We start from the raw sequence: 18,023 nt of genomic DNA on the forward strand, positions 1-18,023 counted from the left end.
CTCCTCGGTCGGTCATTGTAGCGGCCAGTGCGCCGGAATGGCAGATCCTGCGAGAAGCGAGACAAGTCATTACAGTTTGACGACAACCGGGCGCATCAGATGCTCCCGGTTGTCCGATCAAGGCGCGCACACGATCCTCAGTTGGCACCATTCGTGCTGCGTGACGCGCTGGCGCCGACCTTCTGGTTGGCGTGCAGTGCCAGCGCCGGCACGGCCGCCCCATTCACGCTGCCCAGCGTGAACTTGATGACGCCATTGGCCGGGACCACCACGGCGTCGCCGCTGCAACCAGTTTTGGCGGCATTGAGCTGGCCATTGATGACGTTGCAATAGGTGCCAGGCGGCAGACCGGTCGCATGCGTCGTGGTCCAGGCCGCTGAGTCGTTATTGATCGCGACAAAGCCCTTGCTGCCACGCGAAAAGGCGATCTGGTTGCGCGTGCCGGTGACAAAATTATCGACGCCCTGGCCCGATGTGGCCGCGCGAAACCCGACCATGTTCGAGATCTCGGGCCAGCGGTGGATGAAGTCCCATGCCTGGTTGATCAGCGGCTTGCCATGCGCGTCGAGCGGGCTGGTGGCTGGTGGCGGCTGTTCGGTTCGGGTAAAGCGAAAGCCCGAATGCACTTGCGCCGCGCCGTAGGGCCAGGCCAGCATCAGGACATTGGCCAGCTGGTAGCGCTTGGTGCCTTGCGTGTCGTTGGGAACGCCCGTGAAGTTGCTGGCCACGAGCGAACTCGGGGCATGTTCGCCGCGTTCCGAATCCCAGTTGTTGATGAACACGGTCGCCTTGTCGCTGGGGATGAAGCCCCAGGTCCCGCCCCAGCCGGCGCTTGGCGAACCCATCAACCTGGGCAGGTCCGCCACGGCGGCGCCATTCACATTCTGGAACATTTCCTTCATCGCATAGACGTAATGGAACTCGTTGACCGAGCCAGTGGCCAGATAGGCATTTGCCTTGATTCCACTGTCCGGGATCACCTCCTGTGTGAACCACAGGGGCTCACCGGCTTTGGTCGTCCGGGATACGCCATTGAGGAAGCCGGCAATGTCGCCCGGCGCCATGTGCTTGGCGGCGTCCAGCCGCACACCGTCCACGCCCATGGCCACGAGCTTGTTCAGGTAGTTGCGGATCTGGCCCTGCACATAACTGGCGCCGGTATTCAGGTCGGGCAGGTTGTTGAGGCGGCAGCTCGTCACCTTGGTGCGGTCGGCCAGGCTGTAGTCACCGCCCTGGATAACGCAGGCGGCATGGAAGTCGGGTGCGCTGAAATGGGGATAGCTTTGCGTGGCGGCATTCCAGCTGCTGCCATCGGTGGCCGTGCCGGCGCCGGCGCCGTCAGCCATCTGGTTGACGACCACGTCGGCGTAGATGCGCACCTTGGCCGCATGGCAGGTGTTGATCATGGCCTGCAACTCGGCTTCCGTGCCCATCCGGCTGTCGAGCCTGGTGTAATTGACGGCCTGATAGACGTCGTACCAGAAGTCCAGCTTGCGCGATGCATGCGGTGGCGAGATCTGCACCGCGCCGTAGCCCTGTGGCCCGAGCCAGTTCGTGCACTCCCTGGCGATGTCGTTCCACTTCCAGCGGAACATTTGTACCGAGGTATCGGCAGGGTTGAAGTCGGCTGCGGCCGCTGGCGTGCTGAACGCCATGGCGATGCAGGCGATGCTGCAGAGACGCGCTGCGCGGGGCAGACGGTGCACCAATTGCCTGGTTCGGATGAATTCCACGTTGATTCCCGGGTTGTGACGCGTTGACGATAGATGACCGCACGGTGGACGCATTGCATGGACCAATGTTGCTACGACGGAAATTATCACGGAACGTCAGGGCGTAGATTCAGACTTGCTTCAGAACCAGGCAGGCTGGGCATGGGGGTTTCCGACTTGACGAACAGGGATCCGTCGTCGAAGATTCCGGTCATCCAACCACGTCCTGACACCCTTGGAAAACGCCATGAACCTGGTCGTCAAAGTACGCGTGCTGCGGCACATCCGGCAGTCCGGCTATCGGCCGCAGCTGGAGGATCTCTCGCCTGGGCTGTTTCCGTTCTGGCAGCGCACTAGCGGGAAAGAATTTCCCGGCATACCGGACAACGCACTCTTTTTCATGCATGCAGCGACCGGACTGATGCGCTTTTTCGAGGTCGCGGCAGACCGGCGCGAGCCGTGCGCGTTGCCATCGCTGGCCGCCGACTCGGTCTGGCATGCGTGGATGGCATGGGATCCCGTGAATCTGGCGCACTTCTGCCGCCGCCACTTCGGCAAGCCGATCGACCATCTTCCCCACACCATGCTCGATGCGCTGGCATTGCCGCGCGTGCTCGTTGGCTGTCGTGAACACGAAGACGCGCGCTCGCGGGTACGGGGCTTGCCCGCGTTGTTCCGCCTTGATGCCACGTTGCGCATGCCATATGGTCATGGCTACGCGTTGCAAGACGAGGACATCGTGTACAGCCGCCTGGATGCGAACGGCAGGATGGCCGGACGCGCACGGCCGCATCCCGAGCTGACACTGCGGGCGCTGCTGCTGGCAAACCTGATCAGCCAGGCAGACTATGCGGTAGCCCTGCGAGAAAAACGGGGGCTGGACACCGGATCAGGCACGTATTTCGTCGGCGATGGTGGCAGCAACAACGCGATGCGCGACTGTGACGCCGACCTTAACTGCCACGGCGGCGGAAGCGATGGCGGCGATGGCGGCGGCAGCGGCAGCAGCAGTTGTGGCGGTGGCAGCAGTTGCGGCGGCGGCGGCGGGGGAGACTGAACGCCAGCATGCAAACGGCCCGCTTGTGCGGGCCGTTTGCAGAGCGTCACGCCGAACAGCACGTGACCTTCAGTGACTCATTTACCTCAAGCCATGTTCTGGTTGACGAAGTCCCAGTTAGCGACATTCCAGAACGCTTCCAGGAACTTCGCGCGCGCGTTACGGTAGTCGATGTAGTAAGCGTGTTCCCAGACGTCGGCCGTCAGCAGCGGCTTGTCGGTCGTGGTCAGTGGCGTCGCGGCGTTCGACGTGTTGACGATGTCGACGCTGCCGTCGGCCTTTTGCACCAGCCAGGTCCAGCCCGAACCGAAGTTGCCCAGTGCCGATTTGTTGAACTCTTCCTTGAACTTTTCGACCGAACCCCATTTGGCATTGATTGCGTCCAGCGCCTTGCCGCTCGGTGCGGCGCCGTTCGGGGTCATGCAGTGCCAGAAGAAGGTGTGGTTCCAGACCTGTGCCGAATTGTTGAACACGCCGCCCGACGACTTCTTGACGATCTCTTCCAGTGGCATCTCTTCGAACTCGGTGCCCTTGATCAGGTTATTCAAGTTGGTCACGTAGGTCTGGTGATGCTTGCCGTGGTGGTATTCCAGGGTCTCGGCCGAGATGTGCGGTTGCAGGGCGTCCTTGGCATACGGCAGTGCTGGCAGGGTGTGTTCCATGATAAATCCTTGTTGGGTTGGAAAGGTTGCAGTTCTGATAGCGGCGCTATTCTAAACCGGCTGCAGCAATATTGCATGACTGCATTCTCTTTCCTTTCGGACAGGATTCGTTACTCGAGCACGCTCTGCACCTGCGCTACACCAACCTCGGCGCTGCCATCGGCCAGGCGGATGCGCAGCGTGTCGCGTGCGTGGATCTGCGCCGGGTCGCGCACGATCTGGCCTTTGCCATCGCGCACGATCGCGTAGCCACGCTCGAGGGTGCGCTGCGGGTTGAGCAGTTCGAGCTGCGCCGCCAGGCCCATCAACGCATCGCGACGGCCCTTGAGGTTGTTGCGCAGGCTGGTGTGCAGGTGACGCCCGTCCGAGGCGAGTTGCGCCCGCAGTGCGCGCATGTCGGGCCGGTGCCGGCTCCACCGTTGCTGCAATTGCGCCAGCACCAGGCCCTGGCGGTTAATGGGCAGCTTGACCGCATGCGTCATGGCCGTGGCCAATGCCAGTAACTTCAGGCGCTGGTGGCCGATCTGCGCTGACGGGCTCAGCAGGCGACGGCTCAGGTTATCCAGGCCCTGGCTGGCGTCCGACAAGCGGCGGTCCATCGCGCGCTGCAGGTCGAGCGCGTCGCCATGGAGCGATGCGAGCCAGTCGGCGCGCGGCGTGGCCGCCAGTTCGGCGGCGGCGGTCGGCGTCGCGGCGCGCACGTCGGCGGCGAAGTCGGCAATGGTGACGTCGGTTTCGTGGCCCACGCCCGAGACCACGGGAATGGCGCAGGCATCGATCGCGCGCGCCACGCATTCTTCGTTAAAACTCCACAGGTCTTCGATCGAGCCGCCGCCGCGGCATACCAGCAACACGTCGACTTCGCCGCGGCGTGAAGCCGTCATGATCGCCTCGGCAATCTTGTCCGCAGCGAACTGGCCCTGGACCGGGGTGGGGTAGAGCACCACGTGTACGTGGGGCGCGCGTCGGCGCAGCGCCGTGAGCACATCGCGCAGCGCCGCGGCGCCCGGGCTCGTGACGATGCCGATGCTGCGCGGGAACAGCGGCAGCGGGCGTTTGCGGTCGGCATCGAACATGCCCTGCGCCGCCAGCTTTTCCTTCAAGCGCAGGAATGCCTCATACAACTGGCCAACGCCAGCGCGCCTGATCGCTTCGACATTGATCTGGTAGTCGCCGCGCGCGCCGTACAGCGTCACGAGGGCGCGGACCTCGACCTTGTCGCCTTCGCGCGGGATGAAGCCGGCCGACTGTGCGCGCCCACGGAACATCACGGCGCGCACCTGGGCCGCATCGTCCTTGAGCGTGAAATACCAGTGGCCCGACGCCGCGCGCGTGAAATTGGAAATTTCGCCGCCGATCCAAGTCAGTGGAAAAGTACGCTCGAGCAGGCGCGTCACTTGCTGGTTCAGCGCAGTAACGCTCAGAACGGCAGGGGGCGTGTAGGCAGAGTCGGCGTCGCTGGTCGGGAACATGATCGGTCGCGAAAAATCGGAGAGGGCGATTATAGCCGCCCTGGCGAAGTGTCCGGGTTCGATGGCAATCCGGTCGCTGAAGCCGATTATTGCTGCTTTTCAATGCAATCTATTGAAATGGGTTTGAAATCAAGAGGTTGCAGGGTCAGTAATGTCGTTTGAGAGCGGTTTATCCACACAAACTGTGGGGAACTCATTCATAGGGCATGACGCTGCGCGCGGATTGAGCAGGGGAGGTGGATTTATTACAAAACAATGACTTAGGGCCATTGCAGCAGGCTTGATCACAAAGTTGTCCACAGAATCTGTGCACACCTTTTGTTTATGGCTGCGCGGCTTTTTACGCAGAAAAGCTGTCTTGCGAATCGACCCGGTCAATACCTCCCCAGCTGCTTAATTTAGAAGCAGCGCGATTGGTTGCTAATGAAATCAATGACTTACACGCCTAACTTGATGCTTCCTCACACTCTTATCCACATAAAGTGTGCACAGGGCGAATTTTCTGTGAACAACGGGCGCTAAGGCCGAATAAACGTGGCAATGGATGGGAAAACGGCGTGTTTCAGGCGTGTTTCAGGCCATATGCTCAAATTTTAAGCGCTGCGTGTTTGCTGATTAAAATCAATAGCTTAGTGTCATAAAAGAGGTCTTGCACACACTTTTGTCCACAATAAGTGTGTGGAACTACACAGCCGCACGTACCGGGCAAACTGGTGCGCCACTGCCTCCAAAACAGGCGCATAAGCGAAGTCCTTTGAAATCAATAGCTTAGGTATTGTTCAGGGCCCTTGCGCACAATTTTGTCCACAGAATGTGTTCGCAACTACACGCGCCAGCAGGAGCGTTGTCGAAAAAGCCATGGTGTCATTGCATGATGGCACTGAGTCATGAGACTGCCATTTTCTTGCGCAGGCGCAGAAAGCCCTTTGAAATCAACGTGCTTGGACGGTGTCGAGCGCCTTGCGCACAATTTTATCCACAGAAGGTGTGCAGAACTTTACTTGCCGCTTCGCTGCCAACTTGCTACATTGCCGGATTGACTTTTATCCTCTCAGGAGTATCTCTTGCTCGCCATTTTTCAAGCCGCAGGCTGGCCTATCTGGTTCCTGCTGTTCGCGTCGATCGTTGCCGTCGCCCTCATCGTCGAACGCCTGATCACGCTGCGCCGCGAGAAAATCCTCCCACGCAACCTGCTCGATGAAGTCATCCGTGTGCACCACACCGGCAAGGCCACGCCGGACGTCATCAACAAGCTGGAACAGAATTCGCCACTGGGCACCGTGCTGGCGGCTGCGCTGCGCAACGTCGACGCGCCGCGCGACGTGATGAAGGAGTCGATCGAGGAAGCCGGCCGCGGTGTGGCCCAGAACCTCGAACGTTTTCTGACCACGCTCGGTACCATCGCGTCGCTCGCGCCGCTGATGGGCCTGTTCGGCACGGTGGTCGGCATGATCGAGATCTTCGGCGCCTCGGCCCCGACCGGCGGCAATAACCCGGCGCAACTGGCGCACGGCATCTCGGTGGCGCTGTACAACACTGGTTTCGGCCTGGCCATCGCCATGCCGGCCCTGGTCGCCTACCGTCACTTCCGCAATCTGGTCGACACCTATATCGTCGACATGGAACTGCAGGCCGTGAAATTTGTCGACGTCGTCCACGGTGCCCGCAAATGATGGACTTTCGCCGTGGCCGCAAGCGTGAGGATCCGGAGATCAACCTGATTCCGTTCATCGACGTGCTGCTCGTGGTCCTGATCTTTTTGATGGTCTCGACCACCTATAGCAAGTTCACCGAGCTGCAGATCACCTTGCCGACGGCCGAGGCCGAGAAGCAGGCGCAAAAGCCGTTCGAGATCAATGTCACGGTCGACGCCAAGGGCAACTACACGGTCAATAACACGCCCGTGGCGTTCACCAGCGTGGCAGGCCTGGCGCAGGACATGCGCACGGCGGCGCGCACGCCGGACGGCCAGGTGGTCGCCAGCCCGGTCGTCATCGTCAATGCCGACCAATTCGCCATGCACCAGATGGTGATCAATGTGCTGGAAGCAGCGCGTGTGGCCGGCTACGACAAGCTGACGTTCGCTGCCCAGACCGGCACCGGCAAGTAACCTCACCGGCCCGCGTCAAGCGGGCCGGCATCCTCCCGCATGGCATCTTCCCTCGAAACAACACTGACCCGTGCGTGGTTGCGGCGCGGCCCGCTTGCCGTCGCGCTGCTGCCGGTGGCGCTGCTGTTCGGGGCGCTGGCCGCCCTGCGCCGCCGGCTGTTCCAGTCCGGCATCAAGGCGTCAAAACGCTTGCCCGTGCCCGTCATCGTCGTTGGCAACATCTTCGTTGGCGGCACTGGCAAGACCCCGCTGACGATCTGGCTGGCCGAGGCCCTGCGCGCGGCCGGCATGCGGCCGGGCATCATCTCGCGCGGTCACGGTGGCGATGCTGGCAAGGATGGCGCGCCGCGCGCCGTCACGCCAGGGTCCGATCCGCGCGTCGTGGGTGACGAGCCGCTCCTGATCGCCCAGCGCACCGGCTGCCCGGTCGTCATCGGCCGCCAGCGCGCCGAGGCGGGCAGGGCGCTGCTGGCGGCGCACCCGGACGTGGACGTGCTCATCACCGACGATGGCTTGCAGCACTATGCGCTGGCGCGCGACATCGAGATCGTCCTGTTCGACGGCCGCGGCGTGGGCAATGGCTGGCTGCTGCCGGCCGGGCCGCTGCGCGAGTCGCCGTCGCGCCGCCGTGATTTCACCGTGGTCAATGTCCCGGAGATCACGCCGGCGCTGGCCCGGGCCGTCGGCGGCGCCCCGTACCGCATGCTGCTGTCGGGCCAGTACGCCGAACCATTGAACGGTGGCGAACGCGTGCCGCTGGCCGAACTGCGCGCCAAACGCATCGTCGCTGCAGCCGGCATCGGCAATCCGGGGCGCTTCTTCACGATGCTGCGCGCGGCCGGCCTGGCGCCTGGCGAACTGGCCTTGCCCGACCATCACGACTTCCTGGACGACCCGTTCGCCGCTGTGGACGCCGAGATCATTCTGATCACGGAGAAGGATGCAGTAAAATGTCGGAAAATTGAACATCTGAAGGACGATCCGCGCTTGTGGGTCGTGCCTGTGACGGCGCAGCTCGACCCTGCGCTGGCTGAACAAATCGTGGAGAAATGTCGTGGACGCTCGCCTGCTTGATATCTTGGTCTGCCCGTTGTGCAAGGGTCCGCTCGAACTCGACAAGAAGGCGCAGGAGCTGACCTGCCGCGCCGACCGTCTCGCCTATCCGATCCGCGACGGCATCCCGATCATGTGGGCCGACCAGGCGCGCAAGATCGCGCCTGTCTGATCGGCCTGCATGAACTTTACCGTCATCATCCCGGCGCGCCTGGCATCGACCCGCCTGCCGAACAAGCCGCTGGCCGACCTGGGCGGCAAGCCGATGGTGGTGCGCGTGGCCGAACGGGCGCGTGAATCGGGCGCAACCCGGATCATCGTCGCCACCGACCACGCGGATATTGCCGCCGCCTGCGCCGAGCATGGCGTGAGCGCCGTGCTCACGCGCGCCGATCACCCGTCGGGCACCGACCGCATCGCCGAAGTGGCGCACGTGCTGGGCCTGGCGCCGGATGACGTCGTCGTCAACCTGCAGGGTGACGAACCATTGATCGACCCGCGCCTGTTGGCGGCCTGTGCCGCCCGGATCAGCGCCGACATCCCGATGGCCACCTGCGCGCATCCGATTCTCGATGCGGCCGACGTGTTCAACCCGAACGTCGTCAAGGTCGTGCTCGACAAGAACGGGCGCGCACTGTATTTCTCGCGCGCCACGATTCCCTGGCACCGCGATGCGTTCGCCCAGACGCTCGAGTCGCTGCCTGCCGGCTATGCGCCGCTGCGTCACATTGGCCTGTATGCCTACAGCAATGCGTTCTTGCAGGCGTATCCCGCCATGGCAGTGTCGCCGCTCGAGTCGATCGAGGCGCTGGAGCAGCTGCGCGTGCTGTGGCACGGTGTGCCGATCGCCGTGCATATCACGGATAGCGCACCGCCAGCGGGCGTCGACACCCCCGACGATCTGGCGCGCGTACGCCTGCATTACACGTCTTGACGCACGTCGCAAGCGTATAGCCGGGCCGTCTGCGCAGGATCAAATATCCTCACTGCAACGGCTTGCGGCTGGCTTTTACGCCAACTTTTGTGGTAACTTCCGTCTCAACGAAGTCTGCGCCATATCAAAAAGATCACCGTATTCGCCATTTTACTTTTCTCTATTTTCTAGAATCTCAGGAAACTCATGCGTCTCATTCTGTTAGGAGCACCCGGTGCCGGCAAGGGCACCCAGGCCAACTTCATCAAGGAAAAGTTCGGCATCCCCCAAATCTCGACCGGCGACATGCTGCGCGCGGCGATCAAGGCAGGGACTGAACTGGGCCTGGCCGCCAAAAAAGTGATGGATGCCGGCCAGCTCGTGTCGGACGACATCATCATCGGCCTGGTCAAAGAGCGCCTGAAGGACGCAGACTGCCAGAACGGCTATCTGTTCGACGGCTTCCCGCGCACCATTGCGCAGGCCGAAGCGATGAAGGACAGCGGCGTGAACATCGATTACGTTCTCGAGATCGATGTCCCGGACGACATGATCCTTGAACGCATGACCGGCCGCCGCTCGCACGCTGCGTCGGGTCGCGTGTACCACGTCAAGTTCAACCCGCCAAAAGTCGACGATACCGATGACATCACGGGCGAGCCGCTGATCCAGCGCGACGACGACAAGGCAGAAACCGTCTCGAAGCGCCTCGAGGTGTACCACAACCAGACCAAGGTGCTGCTCGGTTACTACGGCAAGTGGGCCGAGTCGGGCCTGCCAGGCGCGCCAAAATACCGCCGCATCTCGGGCGTCGGCCCGGTCGAGCAGGTGCGTGACAACGCGTTTGCCGCGCTGGCCGAATAAGTCGTCCGTCCAGTACCACCCCAGCGATCCCGCGCCGGCCCTGCCTGCGCGGGATCGCTGCATTTCGGGCCTGTGATTGTCATTACGCCGTACAATTGTGAGCAATTGTTTCCCGTGCGCCGTGTGCGGGTTGGCAAGACGATAATAAGTTATCTGTCTACAACCCTGAGAGATCTCCCATGAACAAGAACAACACCATCCTCGCCATGCTGCTGGCGTTTGCCGCTGCCAGCGCCGGCGCCCAGACGACAGGTGCAACCCAGGGTCAGCCCGCCACGGGCGAGACGTACCGTCCATCTCTCGACGGCCAGCAAACCTCGACGCCGGCTGCGCCGATCGACATGCAGCCGAAAACCCAGGAAGAAAAAGCCACGGGCCGCCAGGAGCCATCGCGCCTGAAGGACATCGACCCGGCCACGCATCCGGCGCCGCAGAACGTGCGTCCACAGCCAACGCCAGCACCGAAGACGCAGCAGGAGCAGGGCGTGCAACCGGTCGCGCGCCGCTCGGTCCAGCAGCAGATCGATAGTGCGGGGCGCTTGGCGTCGCCGAATGCCCCGACGGTTGTCGCTCCAGCCACGGGCGCGCCGACGCCGGTCGTGCCAACGACCAGCCAGGTCGCCCCGTGCATCGGCGCAACCTGCACCGATACCACCGGCGCCACTACTGCCGGCGCCGTGGGCAGCTCGAGCGTGAACAGCGCCGGTCGCCTGTGCAACCGCAGTGGCACCACGGTGCAGTGCTTCTGAACTGACTGCACTCGTCGTCCCGAACGTTCTTGATGTGCCCACTTTACGTTTACGTAAACGTTAAAGCCGGGCAAAATAGCGGTACAAGAATTTTCACAAGGGACAACCATGCACATCCAGGATAACGTTTTCATTGTCACCGGCGGCGCGTCCGGTCTTGGCGCGGCCACCGCGCGTATGCTCGCCGCGAATGGCGCGACCGTCGTCATCGCCGACGTCCAGGCCGAAGCGGGCCAGGCACTGGCTACCGAGCTGAAAGGCCAGTTTGTCCGCTGCGACGTCACCCAGGAAGCCGATGCGCAGGCTGTCATCGATGCGGCTATTGGTCTGGGCACGCTGCGCGGCCTGGTCAACTGCGCCGGCGTTGCGCCGGCCGTCAAGACCGTCGGCAAGGATGGCGCGCACCCGCTGGACGTGTTCCAGCGCGCCGTGAACATCAATCTGGTCGGTACCTTCAATATGGCGCGCCTGGCTGCCGAGGCCATGGGCAAGACCGAGCCGGCCGAGTACGGCGAGCGCGGCATCATCATCAACACCGCATCGGTTGCCGCCTTTGACGGCCAGATGGGGCAGGCAGCCTACGCGTCGTCCAAGGCGGCCGTGGCCGGCCTGACGCTGCCGATGGCGCGCGACCTGTCGCGCAACGGCATCCGCGTGATGACGATCGCGCCGGGCATTTTTGAGACGCCAATGCTGATGAACATGCCGCAGGAAGTCCGTGATTCGCTGGGCAAGATGGTGCCGTTCCCACCGCGCCTTGGTTTGCCAACGGAGTTCGCCCACCTGGCCCGCGCCATCATCGAAAACGTGATGCTCAACGGCGAGACGATCCGCCTGGATGGCGCGATCCGCATGCAGCCAAAGTAGTTCTTCGGGGACGTGTCCTGAAAGCATGTCGAAGATGCTGTAGCATGTCTTCGATGTCGGGCGCCTGGCCTAAGGTCACGCGCCCGTTTGCTATTTTGGAGAACCGTTTGAACACACTCAGCAAGCTTGCGCTCGCCCTGGCATTGGCCGGCGCGACGACGCCGCCCCTGTGGGCCCAGGATTCACTGCAGGCCGCGCCCGAAGCGGCGACCGGCTACACCGAGAAAAATGGCTGGCAGGCCAAGAAGTACATGGTCACCGCCGCCAATCCGCTGGCGGTCGAGGCCGGCTACCAGATCCTGCGCCAGGGCGGGGCCGCCATCGATGCCGCGATTGCCACGCAACTGGTGCTGACGCTGGTCGAGCCGCAATCGTCGGGCATCGGCGGCGGCGCGTTCATGGTCCATTACGATGGCAAGCAGACGCAGGCGTTCGATGGCCGCGAAACCGCGCCGAGCAAGGCCGACGAGCACCTGTTCGAACGGCCCGACGGCACGCCGCTGTCGCGCACCGAAGGCGTGGTCGGCGGGCGCTCGGTCGGCGCGCCGGGCGTGCTGCGCATGCTGGAACTGGCGCATCGCCAGCACGGTAAGCTGCCATGGAAGGCGCTGTTCGCGCCGGCGATCCGCCTGTCCGAGCAAGGCTTCAAGGTCAGCCCGCGCATGCACAAGATGCTCGCTGGCGAGACCTTCCTGATCAAGGACCCGGTTGCCGCTGCCTATTTTTATGACGCGGCCGGCAAGCCATGGCCGGTTGGCCACGTCCTGAAGAACCCGGCGCTGGCCGCCACGCTGCGCGAGATTGCCGCCGGCGGCGCCGACGTGTTCTACACGGGCCGCTTCGCGCGCGACATTGCAGCCAAAGTGGCTGCGCACCCGACCAATCCAGGGCTGCTGACGGCCAAGGACATCGCCGATTACCGCCCCAAGGTCCGCACGCCGGTTTGCAGCGACTACCGCACCTACACCGTGTGCGGCATGCCGCCACCGTCGTCGGGCGGGATCGCCGTGGCCCAGATGCTGGGCATGTTCGAGACCTTCGACATGAAGGCGCTCGCGCCGAAGGATGGCGTGCCCGGCGCAGACGCCGTGCACGTGTTTTCGGAAGTAGGGCGCCTGGCCTACGCCGACCGCAACCGCTACGCGGCCGACGCCGACTTCGTGCCGCTGCCAGGCCGTGGCATCCCGAGCCTGATCGACAAGGGCTACCTGACGGCGCGCGCCGGGATGGTGGGCGCACGCTCGATGGGCGAGGCCAAGGCCGGCAAGCCGCCCGGGATGGAAGTAGCGTGGGGCACCGACAACGCGATCGAGACGCCGTCGACCTCGCACGTCTCGGTCGTCGACGGCAATGGCGCCGGCCTGGCCATGACGACGACGATCGAAGACGCGTTCGGCTCACGCCAGATGGTCGACGGCTTCATGCTGAATAACCAGTTGACCGACTTCTCGTTCAGCGCGCGCGACGCCGATGGCCCGGTGGCCAACCGCGTCGAAGCGAACAAGCGGCCGCGCAGTGCGATGTCGCCGACGATCGTGTTCGACCGCGCCAGCGGCAAGCTGGTGCTCGCCATCGGCTCGCCGGGCGGCCCGGCCATCATCAATTATGTGGCCAAGGTGCTGGTGGGTACGCTCGACTGGGACCTGAACGTGCAGCAGGCGATCGCGCTGCCGAACTTCGGCAGCCGCAACGGTCCTACCGAACTGGAGCGGGGCCGCTTCCCCGACGCCACGCTCGACGTGCTGCGCGCACGGGGCCACGCGATCCGGGTCAGCGAGCAGACATCGGGCCTGCACGGCATCGAGCGTGTGATGGTAAAAGGCGTGCCGATGTGGTTCGGCGGCGCCGATCCGCGCCGCGAAGGTGTTGCCAGAGGCGATTGACGTAGCGCTCGAGAGAAAGCCGGCTTGAATGTGCCGGCTTTTTTTATTTTGTGAGACGCAGGGTTCCGAACGCGTAGCGAAGCGTTCGCGGCAGCGTATCCAGATCCAGATTCGTCCATCCCACTCCAAGGTTGGATGAAAGACGGGATTCTCGGCCGGTACAAGCGTCACGATATTGGCGTTTCGCAAGACCAGGCGTCAGGTGGCAGCGATCCAGCGCGGTTGGGGCACACAAGCGACAATCTGCGACAAATTCTTGCCATTTCCATCCCATATTTGCCTCAAGACAAGCAGAATTTGCTAACCTGCTGGCGTGACGAACAAACAGAAAACCAGACCGGGCGTGACAGAAGAAGGTGCGCGCGACGCCTGCCGGGGCGGGATTCTGCACGCCGCGCGGCGCGGCGATGTGCTGGCCTTGTTTGCGGCGTGACGATGCTGCGCACGTTCCTGCTCCTGGCGCTGCTGGCGCTGACCGCGCTGTGCGCACCCCTCACGCGCGCTGCGGCGCCCGAACCGACGCTGCGTTTCGAGCACCTGTCGGTGCAGCACGGTCTGGCGCAGGAGTCGGTGCTGTCGATCCTGCAGGATGCGGACGGCTTCATGTGGTTCGGCACCCAGTCCGGCCTGTCGCGCTACGACGGTTACCGCTTCGTCAACTACCGCACCGAGATCGGCAACCCGCGCAGCCTGGCCAGCAACTGGGTGCGCGCGATGCTGCTCGATCGCCACGGACGCATGTGGGTGGGCACCGACGGCGGCCTGAATCGCTACGATCCGGCCACCCGCAGCTTCACGCTGTATGCGCCCAACGAGCCGGCGCGGCGCGGGGCCGGCAACCGCCAGATCAAGACGATGATCAGCGATGGCCAGGATGGCCTGTGGATCGGCACCGCCGACGGGTTGCAGTATTTCGACATCGACACCGGCAAGTTCACCGTCTGGCACCATGTCCCGAACGATCCGCGCACGCTGCGCGGCGACGGGATCCAGGCGCTGGCGCTGGGCGGCGACGGGCGCCTCTGGATCGGCAGCGCGGCAGGACTGGACAGTTTGAGCGCGGATCGCCAGCGCATCGAGCACCATGCGTCGGACCTGGCCGGGCGTGCGGTTCCCGTACACGCACTGCTGGTCGACAGCCAGCAGCGGCTGTGGGTAGGCCGCTATGGCGGGCTCGAACGCCACGGCCCGGGCGGGCCGGGCAAGGGCGCGCCGCGCCGCTTCGGGGCAGGCGACGGCGTCGGCAACGAATGGATCACGACCCTGCGCCAGGATGCCGACGGCACGGTGTGGGCGGGCACGCATGACGACGGGCTGTATCGCTGGCGTGCGCAGAGCGACCGCTTCGACGTGTTTCGCCATGCGGTCGCCGATCGCCACAGCCTGGGCGACAATTATGTCTCGGCGTTGTACCGCGACGACGTCGGTACGTTCTGGGCCGGCACCTGGTATGGCGGCGTCTCGCGTGTCGACCTGGGCGGCGGTGGATTTGCCCGCATCGTCGGCCGTCCCGGCGATGCCCATTCGCTGGCCGACAACAAGATCCGCGCGCTGCTGCAGGACGGCGACCATCTGTGGCTCGGTTCGTCCACGGCGCTGCACCGGTTCGATCCGGCCACCGGCAAGGCCGACGTGTACCGGCACGAGAAGGACAATCCCAACAGCCTGATCGACGTGCCGGCAGCGGCCATCGTGCGCGATCGCGCCGGCCTGTTGTGGATCGGCAGCCGCTCGGGCGTGACGAGCTTCGATCCTGCCACGCGGCGCTTCCGGCGCTACATGCTGCCGGGCGACGCCGACGCCAACCAAGTGCGCTCGATGCTGGTCGATCGCGACGATGTGATCTGGATCGGCACGCGCGGCGGCATGCATCGCATGGCGGCCGGCACCCGCGCACTCACGAGTCTGCGGCATGACCCGGCCAAGGCGACCAGCCTGTCGGACGATACCGTGCGGCCGCTGCTGGAAGACCGCCGCGGACGCTTCTGGGTCGGCACGGTCTCGGGCCTGGAATTGCTCGATCGCACCAGCGGGCGGTTCCGCCACTTCCGCCACGATCCATTCGACCCGAATAGCCTCAGCCACAACGAAGTGCAGTCGCTGTTCGAAGACAGCCGCGGAGACATCTGGATCGGCACCGGCGTGGGCCTGAATCGCATGGCCACCGGACCGGACGGCGCTCTGAGTTTCACGCGCTATACCACGCGCGATGGCCTGGTCGACGATTCGGTGTCGGCCATCCTGGAAGATGCGGACGGCCGCATCTGGACCAGCACGTCGAGCGGCATCTCGAGCTTCGACCCGGCCAGTGGGCGCTGGCGCAGCTACACGGCCGCCGACGGCATCAGCGAGGGCGCATTCTTCGACACGGCGGCGCTCAGGACGAGCGACGGCACGCTGTATTTCGGCGGCTTCAATGGCCTGACCGCGTTCGATCCACGCGCGATTCACGACAACCGCATCCCGCCGCGCCCGACCATCACCGGGCTGCAGGTATTCAACCAGCCGGTAGAGAAGGTATTCCCGGGCCTGTTGCCGGGACCGATCGAGCACGCGAGCGCCATCACGCTGCCGTCCGACGCCGCCGTGATCACGGTCGAATTCGCGGCGCTGCATTTCGCCGCGCCCGAGCGCAACCGCTTCGCCTACCGTCTCGACGGTTTCGATGCGGGCTGGGTCAATGCCGGCGCTGACAAGCGCTTTGCCACTTACACCAATCTCGATCCGGGCACCTATGTGTTCCGGGTGCGCGCGGCCAACAAGGACGATGTCTGGAGCGAAGACGTGGCCGCGCTGGCGATCACGATCGAGCCACCGCCGTGGGGTACGGCGTGGTTCCGGATCGGAATGATCATCCTGATATGCGGCGCAATCTATCTGGGCATGCGCATCCGCTTTGCGAGCCTGCGCCACCAGAAGGAGCGTCTCGAGCACCAGGTGAGCGCGCGCACCGAGCAGGTCGAGCAGCAGAACCGCATGCTCGAACTCCAGACGGAGGAACTGCGCGAGCAGGAGCGGCGTGGCCGCCACCAGAGCAACGAGCTGGCGCGCGCCTACCGCGCCTTGCAGGACAACGAGGAAGTGCTGCGCCAGGCCAAGGAGCGCGCCGAGGATGCGACGCGCCAGAAGTCCGAATTTCTGGCCAATATGAGCCACGAGATGCGTACGCCGCTGGCCGGCGTGATCGGCATGCTGGGCTTTGCGCTGCGCGACCTGGCGCTGCGCGAGAACACGCGCGAGCAGATCCTGCGCGGCCAGGCCAATGCCCAGGCCCTGCTGGGGATCATCAACGACCTGCTCGATTTTTCCAAGATCGAGGCCGGCAAGCTGACCCTGGAACGGATCGACTTCGACCTGCACGCCAAGATACGCAATGTGGCCAGCCTGTTCGACGAGCAGGCGGCCATGATGGACCTGGCGTTTTCGGTGCTGGTCGATGACAACGTGCCGCGCTACCTGGCGGGCGATCCGACCCGCGTGCGCCAGGTGCTGGTCAACCTGGTGGGCAATGCCTTCAAATTCACCAACCGGGGCGGTGTGACGATCCATGTCGAATGCCGGCCCAGCGACCAGCATGGGGTGAGCAACCACCACATGATCCGCTTCACGGTGCGCGATACCGGCATCGGCATTCCGGCAGCGGCCTTGCCGCGCCTGTTCCAGAAATTCGAGCAGGCCGACACCACCACCACGCGCCGCTACGGCGGCACGGGCCTGGGCCTGGCGATCTGCCGCCAGCTGGTCGAGCTGATGGGCGGGACCATCGGCGTGAGCAGCGTCGAAGGCGAGGGCAGTGTGTTCTCCGTGCTGCTGCCGCTGCGCGACGGCGTCGCGCCGGCCCACGTTCCGCACGTGACGCGCGCGCCGCACAGCCACCGGCTGGCGATTTTATGCGCCGAGGATTTCCCGACCAACCAGATCATCGCGCGCCTGATGGTCGAGGAGATGGGGCATGCGATCGACATCGTCGACAACGGCGTCGAAGCGGTGGCAGCGTGCGCCCGCAAGCGCTACGATTTGATCCTGATGGATGGCCGCATGCCCGAGATGGACGGCGCCAGCGCCACGCGCCTGATCCGCGCCGGCGGCCCGCACGATGCGCCGGTGCTAGACCAGCACGTGATGATCGTGGCGCTTACTGCCAACGCCAGCGGCGAAGACCGCGCACGTTATCTGGCCTGCGGCATGGACGCGTTTTTGACCAAGCCGATCGACGAAGCGGCGCTGCACCTGCAACTGGCGCGCGCGATCGAACGTCAGTTGCAGCGCGGGTTCGTGCTGCCGCTGATCGAGGACGGGCCTGTACCTGCACCTGCGCCGGCCGCACCTACGCCGGCTGCCCTCGATGCGCTGTTCGGTGTGGCGGCGCCGGCGCCGCCTGCCGCGCGCGCCGACACTCTGGGGCTGCGCCTGCGCGCTGCATTCTGCAACGACCTGCCGCGCCGGCGCGCCGAGCTGGACGCCGCGCTGGCAAGCGACGATTTCGAGGCCGCGGGCCGGGTCCTGCACGGGCTGCGCGGCAGCGCCACCTATCTGGCCGAGCCGGTGCTGGAAACGCTGTGCGCCGAACTGGAAGCGGCCGCCGACGGGCGCGACGCGCAGCGCCTGCGCGCGGGCTTGCCGGTCCTGGCCAGTTTCCTCGATGCCTTCGAAACGGGCGCCCCGTCCTGACACCTGCTTA

General features: G+C 64.4%; 14 protein-coding genes. 11 read left to right on the forward strand and 3 right to left on the reverse strand.

Going from position 1 to position 18,023, the window contains the following annotated elements:
* Positions 1-137 precede the first annotated feature (137 nt).
* Positions 138-1,655, reverse strand: coding sequence for an alpha-amylase family protein (locus IFU00_15885; GenBank protein ID MBD8543765.1), 1,518 nt, complete (start codon positions 1,653-1,655; stop codon positions 138-140).
* Between the two features lie 304 nt (positions 1,656-1,959).
* On the opposite strand from IFU00_15885, the gene IFU00_15890 reads away from it, so the two are divergent.
* Complete coding sequence (locus tag IFU00_15890; protein MBD8543766.1) at positions 1,960-2,769, forward strand: hypothetical protein; 810 nt, start codon at positions 1,960-1,962, stop codon at positions 2,767-2,769.
* 86 nt (positions 2,770-2,855) lie between these two features.
* Here IFU00_15890 and IFU00_15895 read toward each other — a convergent pair whose 3' ends face one another.
* Positions 2,856-3,431, reverse strand: a complete 576-nt coding sequence (locus tag IFU00_15895; protein MBD8543767.1) for a superoxide dismutase [Fe] — start codon at positions 3,429-3,431, stop codon at positions 2,856-2,858.
* Positions 3,432-3,541: 110 nt separating this feature from the next.
* Complete coding sequence (locus IFU00_15900) at positions 3,542-4,903, reverse strand: exodeoxyribonuclease VII large subunit (GenBank protein ID MBD8543768.1); 1,362 nt, start codon at positions 4,901-4,903, stop codon at positions 3,542-3,544.
* Between the two features lie 1,064 nt (positions 4,904-5,967).
* On the opposite strand from IFU00_15900, the gene IFU00_15905 reads away from it, so the two are divergent.
* From IFU00_15905 to IFU00_15950, 10 genes are all read left to right on the forward strand, one after another.
* Positions 5,968-6,576, forward strand: a complete 609-nt coding sequence (locus tag IFU00_15905; protein ID MBD8543769.1) for a MotA/TolQ/ExbB proton channel family protein — start codon at positions 5,968-5,970, stop codon at positions 6,574-6,576.
* Complete coding sequence (locus tag IFU00_15910) at positions 6,576-7,013, forward strand: biopolymer transporter ExbD (GenBank protein MBD8543770.1); 438 nt, start codon at positions 6,576-6,578, stop codon at positions 7,011-7,013. The genes IFU00_15905 and IFU00_15910 overlap by 1 nt, the downstream gene beginning before the upstream one ends.
* A gap of 39 nt (positions 7,014-7,052) precedes the next feature.
* Positions 7,053-8,087 carry a tetraacyldisaccharide 4'-kinase gene (locus tag IFU00_15915; GenBank protein ID MBD8543771.1) on the forward strand — a complete coding sequence of 345 codons (1,035 nt, stop codon included), beginning with the start codon at positions 7,053-7,055 and terminating at the stop codon, positions 8,085-8,087.
* Positions 8,068-8,238: a Trm112 family protein gene (locus IFU00_15920; GenBank protein MBD8543772.1), complete on the forward strand. Its 171-nt coding sequence runs from the start codon at positions 8,068-8,070 to the stop codon at positions 8,236-8,238. Before IFU00_15915 ends, IFU00_15920 begins: the two co-directional genes overlap by 20 nt.
* 9 nt (positions 8,239-8,247) lie before the next feature.
* Positions 8,248-9,000, forward strand: coding sequence for a 3-deoxy-manno-octulosonate cytidylyltransferase (gene kdsB, locus IFU00_15925; GenBank protein ID MBD8543773.1), 753 nt, complete (start codon positions 8,248-8,250; stop codon positions 8,998-9,000).
* 186 nt (positions 9,001-9,186) lie between these two features.
* Positions 9,187-9,843, forward strand: coding sequence for an adenylate kinase (gene adk, locus IFU00_15930; GenBank protein ID MBD8543774.1), 657 nt, complete (start codon positions 9,187-9,189; stop codon positions 9,841-9,843).
* A gap of 179 nt (positions 9,844-10,022) precedes the next feature.
* On the forward strand, positions 10,023-10,592 hold the full coding sequence (locus IFU00_15935) for a hypothetical protein (protein MBD8543775.1): 570 nt from the start codon (positions 10,023-10,025) through the stop codon (positions 10,590-10,592).
* A 108-nt stretch (positions 10,593-10,700) separates the two neighbouring features.
* Positions 10,701-11,459: a 3-hydroxyacyl-CoA dehydrogenase gene (locus tag IFU00_15940; protein MBD8543776.1), complete on the forward strand. Its 759-nt coding sequence runs from the start codon at positions 10,701-10,703 to the stop codon at positions 11,457-11,459.
* Positions 11,460-11,566: 107 nt separating this feature from the next.
* Positions 11,567-13,342 carry a gamma-glutamyltransferase gene (ggt, locus tag IFU00_15945; protein MBD8543777.1) on the forward strand — a complete coding sequence of 592 codons (1,776 nt, stop codon included), beginning with the start codon at positions 11,567-11,569 and terminating at the stop codon, positions 13,340-13,342.
* Positions 13,343-13,777: 435 nt separating this feature from the next.
* Positions 13,778-18,013, forward strand: a complete 4,236-nt coding sequence (locus IFU00_15950) for a response regulator (protein ID MBD8543778.1) — start codon at positions 13,778-13,780, stop codon at positions 18,011-18,013.
* Positions 18,014-18,023: the final 10 nt, after the last annotated feature.

Origin of the sequence: Oxalobacteraceae sp. CFBP 8761 (assembly GCA_014841595.1) — a bacterium.
Classification (GTDB): domain Bacteria; phylum Pseudomonadota; class Gammaproteobacteria; order Burkholderiales; family Burkholderiaceae_D; genus Telluria.

Excerpts from the sequence above, each read along its gene's own strand:
- IFU00_15940 (MBD8543776.1), top strand. The coding sequence starts at position 10,701 with ATGCACATCCAGGATAACGTTTTCATTGTCACCGGCGGCGCGTCCGGT.
- IFU00_15890 (MBD8543766.1), top strand. The coding sequence starts at position 1,960 with ATGAACCTGGTCGTCAAAGTACGCGTGCTGCGGCACATCCGGCAGTCC.
- IFU00_15935 (MBD8543775.1), top strand. The coding sequence starts at position 10,023 with ATGAACAAGAACAACACCATCCTCGCCATGCTGCTGGCGTTTGCCGCT.
- IFU00_15885 (MBD8543765.1), bottom strand. The coding sequence starts at position 1,655 with ATGGCGTTCAGCACGCCAGCGGCCGCAGCCGACTTCAACCCTGCCGAT.
- IFU00_15950 (MBD8543778.1), top strand. The coding sequence starts at position 13,778 with ATGCTGCGCACGTTCCTGCTCCTGGCGCTGCTGGCGCTGACCGCGCTG.
- kdsB (MBD8543773.1), top strand. The coding sequence starts at position 8,248 with ATGAACTTTACCGTCATCATCCCGGCGCGCCTGGCATCGACCCGCCTG.
- IFU00_15910 (MBD8543770.1), top strand. The coding sequence starts at position 6,576 with ATGGACTTTCGCCGTGGCCGCAAGCGTGAGGATCCGGAGATCAACCTG.
- IFU00_15900 (MBD8543768.1), bottom strand. The coding sequence starts at position 4,903 with ATGTTCCCGACCAGCGACGCCGACTCTGCCTACACGCCCCCTGCCGTT.
- IFU00_15915 (MBD8543771.1), top strand. The coding sequence starts at position 7,053 with ATGGCATCTTCCCTCGAAACAACACTGACCCGTGCGTGGTTGCGGCGC.
- adk (MBD8543774.1), top strand. The coding sequence starts at position 9,187 with ATGCGTCTCATTCTGTTAGGAGCACCCGGTGCCGGCAAGGGCACCCAG.
- IFU00_15895 (MBD8543767.1), bottom strand. The coding sequence starts at position 3,431 with ATGGAACACACCCTGCCAGCACTGCCGTATGCCAAGGACGCCCTGCAA.